This is a genomic window from Pseudokineococcus marinus, assembly GCF_013004605.1.
Lineage (GTDB): Bacteria > Actinomycetota > Actinomycetes > Actinomycetales > Quadrisphaeraceae > Pseudokineococcus > Pseudokineococcus marinus.
This window is the reverse complement of sequence record NZ_JABEMA010000125.1, coordinates 1-8,888: the sequence shown is the minus strand read 5'-3', so window position 1 is coordinate 8,888 and position 8,888 is coordinate 1. Positions and strand designations below refer to the sequence as shown.

11 protein-coding genes are annotated in these 8,888 nt (G+C 77.1%); 4 read left to right on the top strand and 7 right to left on the bottom strand.

Annotated features, from left to right (window positions below; genetic code table 11):
* The 3 genes from HLB09_RS09550 to HLB09_RS19955 form a co-directional block, all read left to right on the top strand.
* The coding region (locus HLB09_RS09550; RefSeq protein ID WP_212770835.1) for a hypothetical protein at positions 1-256 on the top strand (256 nt) is incomplete at its 5' end.
* Complete coding sequence (locus tag HLB09_RS09545) at positions 256-627, top strand: GntR family transcriptional regulator (RefSeq protein ID WP_246234972.1); 372 nt, start codon at positions 256-258, stop codon at positions 625-627. The genes HLB09_RS09550 and HLB09_RS09545, both read left to right, overlap by 1 nt.
* A gap of 137 nt (positions 628-764) precedes the next feature.
* Positions 765-1,439 carry a class I SAM-dependent methyltransferase gene (locus tag HLB09_RS19955; protein ID WP_171203150.1) on the top strand — a complete coding sequence of 225 codons (675 nt, stop codon included), beginning with the start codon at positions 765-767 and terminating at the stop codon, positions 1,437-1,439.
* On the opposite strand, the gene HLB09_RS09535 is transcribed toward HLB09_RS19955, so the two are convergent.
* The 7 genes from HLB09_RS09535 to flgN form a co-directional block, all read right to left on the bottom strand.
* Entirely contained in the window at positions 1,412-2,749 is a 1,338-nt protein-coding gene (locus HLB09_RS09535; protein WP_171203149.1) for an MFS transporter, read from the bottom strand. The two genes, HLB09_RS19955 and HLB09_RS09535, sit on opposite strands and share 28 nt — an antisense overlap.
* Positions 2,746-3,417: a TetR/AcrR family transcriptional regulator gene (locus HLB09_RS19950; protein WP_171203148.1), complete on the bottom strand. Its 672-nt coding sequence runs from the start codon at positions 3,415-3,417 to the stop codon at positions 2,746-2,748. The genes HLB09_RS09535 and HLB09_RS19950 overlap by 4 nt, the downstream gene beginning before the upstream one ends.
* A complete protein-coding gene (locus HLB09_RS09525; RefSeq protein ID WP_212770834.1) occupies positions 3,414-4,052 on the bottom strand; it encodes a sugar O-acetyltransferase in 639 nt (212 codons plus the stop codon). Before HLB09_RS09525 ends, HLB09_RS19950 begins: the two co-directional genes overlap by 4 nt.
* Positions 4,053-4,247: 195 nt before the next feature.
* A complete protein-coding gene (gene fliW / locus HLB09_RS09520) occupies positions 4,248-4,658 on the bottom strand; it encodes a flagellar assembly protein FliW (protein ID WP_171203147.1) in 411 nt (136 codons plus the stop codon).
* Positions 4,655-5,599, bottom strand: a complete 945-nt coding sequence (locus HLB09_RS09515; protein WP_171203146.1) for a flagellin N-terminal helical domain-containing protein — start codon at positions 5,597-5,599, stop codon at positions 4,655-4,657. Before HLB09_RS09515 ends, fliW begins: the two co-directional genes overlap by 4 nt.
* Entirely contained in the window at positions 5,596-6,966 is a 1,371-nt protein-coding gene (flgK, locus tag HLB09_RS09510; RefSeq protein ID WP_171203145.1) for a flagellar hook-associated protein FlgK, read from the bottom strand. Before flgK ends, HLB09_RS09515 begins: the two co-directional genes overlap by 4 nt.
* A 158-nt stretch (positions 6,967-7,124) precedes the next feature.
* The gene (gene flgN, locus HLB09_RS09505; protein ID WP_171203144.1) at positions 7,125-7,643 is read right to left on the bottom strand and encodes a flagellar export chaperone FlgN; all 519 of its coding nucleotides are present in this window, start codon (positions 7,641-7,643) and stop codon (positions 7,125-7,127) included.
* Positions 7,644-7,876: 233 nt separating this feature from the next.
* Between flgN and HLB09_RS09500 the strand changes: the two genes are divergently transcribed.
* Positions 7,877-8,888, top strand: a 1,012-nt coding sequence (locus HLB09_RS09500) for a sigma-70 family RNA polymerase sigma factor (protein WP_246234961.1), incomplete at its 3' end; no start/stop codon positions are given.

The window sequence follows — 8,888 nt, the reverse complement described above, 5'->3', positions numbered from 1 at the left end:
CGACGCGCGCGTCGTGCGGCTGGACCGCCGGCTGCGGGGCTTCGCAGCCTCCTCCGTGGCCCGCCTCGAGCTGGCCGCGGCCGTCCTCACGGCGACGTGGGTGCTCGCGTGGTGGCGCGCCGCGACGCCGCAGGCGCCGGTCGTGCTCGACGTCCTCGCCACCGCGGGCGGCCTCACCGGGTTCGTCGCCGTGGTCGTCCTGCTCGTCCGCGCGGCGCCGCGCGCCCCGCGGCGTCTGCGGAGCGCCGTCGCGTGATGGTGAGCGTGGACCCGGACTCCCCGGTCCCCGTCTTCGAGCAGCTGCGCGAGCAGATCGAGCGCCTCATCCGCGCCGGGGAGCTGCGCCCCGGCGCGCACCTGCCCCCGATCCGTCACCTGGCGACGGACCTCGGCCTCGCCCGCGGCACGGTGAACCGGGTCTACGAGCTCCTGGCCCGGGACGGCTGGGTCCGCAGCGCGGGTCGCCACGGCACCGTCGTGCAGACCCCTCCCGACCCGGGCGCGGGCGCGTCCGAGCTCCCCGACGCCGCCGACCGCCTCGCGCTGGTCGCCCGGCAGCTCGGCCTCGACGACGCCGCCGCGCACGCCGCCCTCGACGCCGCGCTCGGCCGCCTGCCGCGGGGGTGAGGGGGCGACGCCGGCGACGGCGAGGAGGACCAGCTTCGTCGCGCGCAGTCCGAGCGGGACGCCGAGCCGGCAGCGTCGAACAGGTCTCACCACCACGCCCGGGTGCCCCGCCGAGCCCGGCGGGTGACGCTGCTCCGGTGACGACGCCGGCGCCCGAGCCCTTCCCCGCGTGGTTCTTCGAGCGCGACGACCCCTCGCCCGACAGCCGGTTCTACGCGCCGCAGCGGCTCGTGACGCACATCGACGACGCCGCGATCGCCGCGGTGGGCGACCTCTACGCCGAGCTGGGGGTCGACGGGTCGTCGCCGAGCCCGGACGGGCGCCCCCGGGTCGTGCTCGACCTCATGTCGTCGTGGGTCTCGCACCTGCGCTGCGCGCCCGACGAGCTCGTCGTCCTCGGCATGAACGCGGCCGAGCTCGACGCCAACCCGATGGCGACCCGCCGCGTCGTCCACGACCTCAACGTCGACCCGCGGCTGCCGCTCGACGACGCCTCCGTCGACGCCGTCCTGTGCTGCGTGTCGGTCGACTACCTCGTGCGCCCCGTCGAGGTGCTCGCCGAGGCGGCGCGGGTGCTGCGGCCGGGGGCGCCCGTCGTCCTCACCTTCTCGAACCGCTGCTTCCCCACGAAGGCCGTCCACGGGTGGCTCGCCACGGACGACGACGGCCGGTGCGCCCTCGTCGCGGAGTACCTGCGCCGGGCCGGCGGCCTCACCGAGCCCCAGGTCGCCCTGCGCACGCCGCCGGGCCCCGAGCGCGGCGGCACGTACCGCGGCGACCCGCTCTACGCCGTCGTCGCCCGGCGGGTCTGAGGGCGCTCGAGCGGGCGGACCGAGCCCGACACGAGCAGCGCCAGAGCGAGCAGCACGGCGACGACGGACACCGCGCGCAGCACGCCCGCGGCCTCGCCGAGCAGGCCGATGAGCGGGGGCCCGGCGAGGAAGGCGACGTAGCCGATCGAGGCGACGACGCTGACCCGCCCGGGCGCCAGGGCCGGGTCGTCGGCGGCGGCGCTCATGCCGAGCGGGAAGCCGAGGGCGATGCCGCCGCCCCACAGCAGGGCGCCGACGAGGGCGAGCGGGAGGCTCGGGGAGAAGATGAAGAGCAGCAGCCCGACGAGCGACACCGAGGCCATGACGCGGATGGTCGCCACCCGCCCGAAGCGGTCGAGCAGGTCGGGGCCGTACCAGCGGCCCACCGTCATGGCCGTGAGGAAGACGGCGAAGGTCAGCGTGCCCAGGGCGGCCTCGGCGCCGTAGCCGTCGATGACCGCCACGGCGATCCAGTCGTTGGCCGTGCCCTCGGCGAAGGCGAAGGCCAGCACGAAGACGCCGATGAGGAGCGTCCGCGGCTCGGTCCACGACGCGAAGGCGCCCCGCGGCGCGACCGCGGGCGCCGCCGCGGGGGACGCGGTGGGCTCCGGACCGGCCGCGAGCGAGGCGGCCGCCTCGGCCGGGGACCCGTCGGCCGTCTCGTCCTCCGCCGGGCCGTCGACCAGCGGGCCGTCGTCCATCGGGTCGAGGTCAGCCGCGCTGTCGTCGGGCACGAAGGCCCGGGACCCGAGGGGGACGGCGACGGCCACGACGACGCCGACGACGGCGAGGTGCCACGGCACCGGCACGTCGAGCGCCACGAGCAGGGTGCCGAGCAGCGCCCCGGCCACCGTGCCGACGCTGAAGCCGGCGTGGAAGCGCGTCATGATCGTGCGGCCGACGAGGCGCTCGACGACGGCGCCGTGGACGTTCATCGCCACGTCCCAGGCCCCGTTCGCCAGGCCGAGGAGGAAGAGCCCGAGGACGAGCAGGGGCAGCGCCCCCGCCAGCACGCCGCCCGAGGCGACGACGAGCGCCGACCCGAGCAGCACGGCCATGACGGCGACCATGCGCCGCGAGCCGATGCGGGCGATGACGGGGCCGGAGGCGGGCAGCGCGAGGACGGAGCCCGCGGCGATGGCGAGGAGCACGAGGCCCAGCGCGGCGGTCGAGAGGTCGAGCCGGTCGCGCACCTGGGGGATGCGCGAGGCCCAGCTGGCGAAGGCGAAGCCCGAGCCGATGAAGGCGACGTAGGTCGCGCCCACCGCCCGGCTGACGACGGGGGCGGCGAGGGGGGTGGTGGCGCTCACGTGCGGGGGTCTCCGTCTCGGCCGGTCGGCGCAGGTGCGGGGGCGGTGGCAGGGGTGGTGGCTGGACCCGGTGCGCGGTCGTCGACGGGCGCGCCGACGGCGCGGCGCACCGCCTCGCGGACGACGTCGCGGCCCATCGGGGCGGTGGAGAGCACGCGGTGCATGACGAGGCCCTCGACCAGCGCGTCGAGCCCGCGGGCGGTCGCCGGGTCGACGACCCGCTCGAGGACCCGGCGGCTCGTGGCCATCCAGCCCTCGGTGACCTCGCGCAGGGCCGGGTCCTTCAGGGCCTCGAGGTACAGCTCGTAGGTGACCGACCAGTCCGCGGCGCTCGCGCCGGCGTCGCCCATGACGAGGTCGGTGACGGCGTCGACGAGCTGCGCCGGCGTGCGCGCGGCGGCCAGCGCGGCCTCGTACTGCTGCGAGACGCGCTGCTGCAGCGCGCGGTAGGCGGCGGCGCGGAGGTCGGCCAACGAGGCGAAGTGGTAGGTCGTCGAGCCGAGGGGGACGTCGGCCGCCGCGGCGACCCGCCGGTGCGTCGTCCCGGCGACGCCGTGCTCGGCCAGGACCTCGAGCGCGGCCGCGACGATGCGCTCGCGGCGGTGCGGGTCGGTGCGGCGGGGCCGCGGCGAGCGGGGGGCGGCCTCGGTCGTGGGCGACGCGCTCACGCGGGTCGTCCGGCGTCGTCGTCGAGGGACCGGACGACGCGGGCGGGGCTGCCGACGGCGAGGCCGCGGGGCGGCAGGTCGCGCGTGACGACCGACCCGGCGCCCACGACCGTGCCGGCGCCGATGGTGACGCCGGGGCAGACGACGACGCCGCCGCCCAGCCACACGCCGTCCTCGACGGTGATCGGCTCCGCGGCCTCCCACCCGGCCCGCCGCAGCTCGGGGTCGAGCGGGTGCGTCGGCGTGAGGAGCTGGACGTGGGGGCCGATCTGGACGTCGTCGCCGATGGTGATGTCGGCGACGTCGAGCGCCGTCAGCCCGAAGTTGGCGAAGCACCGCGCGCCCATGCGCAGGTTGGTGCCGTAGTCCACGTGCAGGGGAGGGCGGACCGCCGTCCCCTCGCCGACGGCGCCGAGCAGGCGGCCCAGCAGCTCGGCGCGCAGCGTCTCCTGGCGCGAGCTCGTGGCGTTGTAGGCCTCGGCCAGCTCGATGCCGCGGTGGGCGGCCTCGGTGATCTCGGGGTCGTCGGCGCGGTACCAGTCGCCGTCGCGCATCCGCTGCGCCATGGACCGCGGGTCGCCGGCGAGCGGGTCGCCCGGCCGGTCGGCGGGCGGGGGCGGCGCGGGCTCCCTCATGTGGACGAGCGTACACATGCGGTGACGCGTCCTGTCGACGGAGAAGGGCTACGACGTCCGCGCGGGGGGAGGCCCTCGACGGAGAAGGGCTACGAAGTCCGCGCAAAGGGAGGCCCCGGACGGAAGAAGGCGACGAAGTCCGTGCAGGAGGGCGCCCCGGACGCCGTGGGGCTCCGGCGCCCGTGGTGGTGCGGGTCAGGCCGCGACGAGCGGCGCGCGCAGCGGGTGCTCGCCGCGGGGGAGGAGCACCTGTGCGGCGAGGCCCGTGCCGGCGTGCACGACGATCGGCGCCAGCAGGTTGGCCGTGCTGGCGGCGAGCGACGCGCCCGGCGTGATGACGACGAGCAGGAGCGCGTCGTCGGCCGTCTCGAGGCCGAGGCCCTCGACGTCGTCCTCCTCGACCTCCGGCGCGTAGTCGGGGAACCACGCGCCCGGGGCGAGGACGACGAGGCGCACGCCGTCGGCTTCGAGGGACTGCAGTGAGTACAGGGTCCCCGTGTCGTCGAGGCGCACCAGCGCGAAGCGGGTGAGCTGCTCGAGGCCGGGCAGCGGCGCGACGAAGCGCACCTCGGGCAGCGCGGGCGGGGCCGACGTCGGAGCGCTCACCGGAGGAAGTCTAGGAGCGTGGGCGTCGACGTCCGGGCGGCCGCGCCGAGGGCGGCCTGGTAGGCCTTCTCGTGCATCGACAGCTCCATGAGCGACTTGGCCAGGTCGACCTCCTCGACGTCGGCCTTCGCCGAGGTCAGGGAGAGCACGCGGTCCTCGCCGCGCGAGCGCAGCGAGTCCACGCGGGACATGCGGGTGCCGACGTCCGTGAGGGCCGTCGTCATGCGGCCCAGGGCCGCGTCGAGGTCGGCCAGCGCGGCGGAGGACTCGGCGGATCCGGCCGTCATGGCGGTCGCCACGCGGTCGAGGACGGCGAAGACCGAGTCGTCGCCGGTGCCGAAGGCCGCGGCGCCCGAGGTGTCCACCCGGATGCTCGTGCCGGGCGCGAGGCCGCGCACGACCGACCCGGAGCCGGTGTCCGTCGCCGGCGTGACGACGCCGCCGGACTCGGTGAAGGCGCGGGGCTCGCCCGTCGTGCCGCCGAAGACCGGCCGGCCGAGGTAGGTCGTGTTCGCGACCGAGAGGACGTCGTCGCGCAGCCCGCGCACCTCGGTGGCCAGGGCCGCCCGCGCGGTGGCGCCGTTGGCGTCCGAGCCGGCCTGCACGGTGAGGGCGCGCACGCGCTGCAGGACGGCGATGCCCTGCTGGAGGGCGCCGTCGGTCGTGCCGAGCCACGCGGTGGCGTCCGAGCCCGAGCGGGAGTAGCGGTCCTCGGCCGCCAGCGCCCGGCGCAGCTCGAGCGCCTTGTCGGTGCCGACGACGTCGTCCGAGGGCTTGTGGATGGCGCGGCCGCTGCTGACCTCGTCGTTCGAGCGGGCCAGGCGCGCTGCGGCCGTCGAGATGCCGGCGAGCGCCGAGGCACCTCCGCCGAGCAGGGTGGAGCGGCCGCCGACGCCGCCGGCGCTGGACAGGCTGGCGGAGATGCCGCTGATCGGGCTCATCGTCCGACCACGCCGGTGCGGTTGATGAGCGTGTCGAGCATCTGGTCCACGGTGGTGAGCACCCGGGCAGCTCCTTCGTAGGCGCGCTGGTACGTGAGCAGGTCGACCATCTCGCTGTCGACGTCGACGGCGGTGGACGCGACGAGCGCCCCTCGGGCGGCGTCGCTGTTGGTCTGCGTCGCCGTGGCGCGGACCTCGGCGGCCGAGGCGGCGCCCGCGACGCCGATGACGAACGTGCGCCACTGGCCGTCCGGCCCCGTGGGGTCCTCCGCCAGTGCGGCGACGGCGTCCGCGACCTCGACGCCGCGACCGCCCGTCCCGGCGCGGATGTCGCTCGGGGCGATCGAGGCGGTGACGTTCGCCGCGGTGACCGGTCCGCCGCCCGCCGCGGTGAAGACGGCGGGGTCGCCGTGGGCGGCGTTGACACGGGTCGCGACGGACTGCGCGACCCGGTCGTAGCCGGCCATGACGCCGGGGATGGTCGTCGTGAGGGCCTCGGTGAGCGCGGCGGCGGCCCCGCCGACGGCGGCGGTCGCGCCGGTGTCGGCGAAGGTGACGGTCGTCGGGCCCGTCGCGGCGCCGCCCATGGCGAGCGGTCCGGCGACGGCGACCTGGCGCGCGACGGCGCCGGTGACGAGGGCCTCGCCACCGACGAGGACGTCGACGCCGCCGTCGGGGCGGGGCCGGCTCGTGGCGCCCACGAGCTGGGAGAGCTGGCGGACGAGCTGGTCGCGCTGGTCGGCGAGCTCGTGCGCGGTGGCGCCCGTCGTCTCGGTGATGGTGATGAGGCGGTTGTAGTCGGCCACCGACGTGGCGATGCTGTTGACCGAGGTCTCCAGCGTGCCGAGCTCGGCCCGCACGTCGCCCCACGTGGCGGCGGTCTGGGCCGCGCCCTCGCGGAGCGTCGCGGCGACCTCCTCGCTGCGGCCGGCGACGGTGACGCGGGCGGCGGCGCCGCCGGTGCCCAGGGGGTCCTGGTCGCCGAGGGCCGACCAGGCCGTCCACATCTGCCCGAGCTTGTGCTGCAGGCCCGTGTCGCCGGGCTCGTTGAAGCCGGCCTGGACGGCGTCGAGCACGCCCGAGCGGGTGCTGGCCAGGGCGGCGTCGGCCGTGGTGATCTCGACGCGGCTGGAGGCCAGGCGGTCGGTGAGCCGGGTGATGTCCGCGACGGCCACTCCGTTGCCGGTGGTCCAGCCGCGCACGTTGGAGATCGGGTTGACCGGCCCCGCCTGCGAGACGAGGTCCGCCCGCTGGCGGGTGTACCCGGGGGTGGCCGCGTTGGCGATGTTCTGGCCGGCGACGTCCATCGCGCGCCGCTGGGACTGCAGCGAGCTCAGGGCGACGGACAGGCCCTGGAAGGTGCTCATCGTGGTCTCCGCATCGGGGTCGGTCTTCGGCGTCGGTCCGGTTCTCGGTCCGGGGGTGGCGGTGCGGGCTCAGGACCCTCCGCCGTCGTCGCTCCATCGGCGCAACGGGCGTGGTGCTGAGGCTCTCCGCAGGAGGAGATCTGCGGGGGAGGGAGAGGTCAGAGCGCCTCGTCGACGAGCCGCGCGCGGGAGCCCGCGTCGGCCGCGCCGGAGCGGTGCCCGCCGCGCGGGCCGTAGGTCTGCACGGGGACGACGGGGGCGCCCGGGCCGACCTCGCCGAGGGAGGCCATCGCCTCGTCGAGCGCCCGGCGCCCGGAGGCGAGGACGTCGCGGTTGGCCGCCGCGGTGGCGCTGATCTCGCTCGTGAGGACGAGGAAGGCGTCGCGGTGAGCACCGAGGACCTCGTCCCAGGGGGCGTCGACGGCCTCGGCGAGCTGGCGCAGGCCGGCGCCGGCGTCGACGCCGACCTCGGCGGCCACCGCCTGCACGTGCACGGCGCGCTCGAGCTCGGCGGCGCGGACCTGGTCGAGGACCACCTCCACCTCGCGGGTGGCGTGGGCGAGCCAGCGCGTGCGCCCGCTGGAGAGCACGAGCTGCTCCTCCTCCAGCTTGAAGAGCAGGAGCTCGAGCACCTCCCGCTCCCGCCACAGCACGTTCGACAGCTCTGCCAGGCCCATGACGGTCCTCTCCTCGGTGGTCCGCCCCGGTGGTGGTCCGGGGTCGTCCTGCTCCTGCGGCGGCCGGGCGGCCGGCAGGTGGTCCGGTGCGCCCATCGGCGGTGCGCCGCGACGCCTGAGCGGTCCGGGGCGGCTGGAGGCGGGGAGGGTGCGTCCGACCGGGTGGTCCGGGGCGACGCCGTGACCCGTCCGGGCTCAAGGCCCTCAGCCGCCGGGACGAGGACTGCAGCGTGATGATCCCGACGCAGCGCACGGCCGAGCCCGCCGCCCCGCGCACCGCGCGCGCCGCGACCGCTCCCCGCAGCGCCTCCCCCCGCACCTCCCGCCGTGACGCGGCCGCCGTCGAGGCGCTCGTCACCGCCCACCTGCCCCTCGTCGGCCATGTCGTCCGGGAGGTCGCGATGCGCCTGCCCGCGCACGTCGACTCCGGCGACCTGGCCGGCGCCGGTGCCGCCGGGCTGCTGCAGGCCGCGCGCGGGTACGACGAGGAGACCGGCGTCCCCTTCACGCGGTACGCGAGCACCCGCATCCGCGGGGCGGTGCTCGACGAGCTGCGGGTCATGGACCTCGTGAGCCGCGGCGTCCGCTCGCGCGGCCGGGAGATGCACGGCGTCGAGGACTCCCTCACCGCCACCCTGGGCCGCCGCCCCACCCGCGAGGAGCTGGCGGGGGCCATGGGCGTCGGCACCGCCGAGGTCGACCGTCGCCGCGCCGAGTCGGGCGTGACCGTCTCCAGCCTCGACGCCCCGGTCGCGGGCTCGGGCGACGGCGGCGAGGCGCTCGCCCGCACGTGGGCCGAGGGCCTGGCCGACGAGCGGCCCGGTCCCGAGGAGCTGGCGCTGCGCGCCGAGCGCATGCGCGTCATGGGCGCCGGCGTCGCCGCGCTGCCCGAGCGGCTGCGCCGCGTCGTCGTCGGCACCTTCCTCGAGCAGCGCCCGCTGGCCGAGGTCGCCGAGGAGCTCGGCGTCACGGAGTCGCGCGTGAGCCAGCTGCGCACCGAGGCGCTCGGCCTCCTGCGCGCCGGCATGGAGGCCGTGCTCGAGCCCCAGCGCCCGGCCGAGGCCCCCGTGGGCGTCGCGGCCCGTCGCCGCGAGGCCTTCTACGCCGACGTCGCCCTGCACGCCGCCCGGCGTCGCTCGGACGCGGTCCTCGACGTCCATGGACACGGTCTCGCGGCGCTCCAGCGGGGGCATCGCGAAGTCGTCGGGCGGCATGACGGCCAGCTCGACGCCGCGGCCCGTCCAC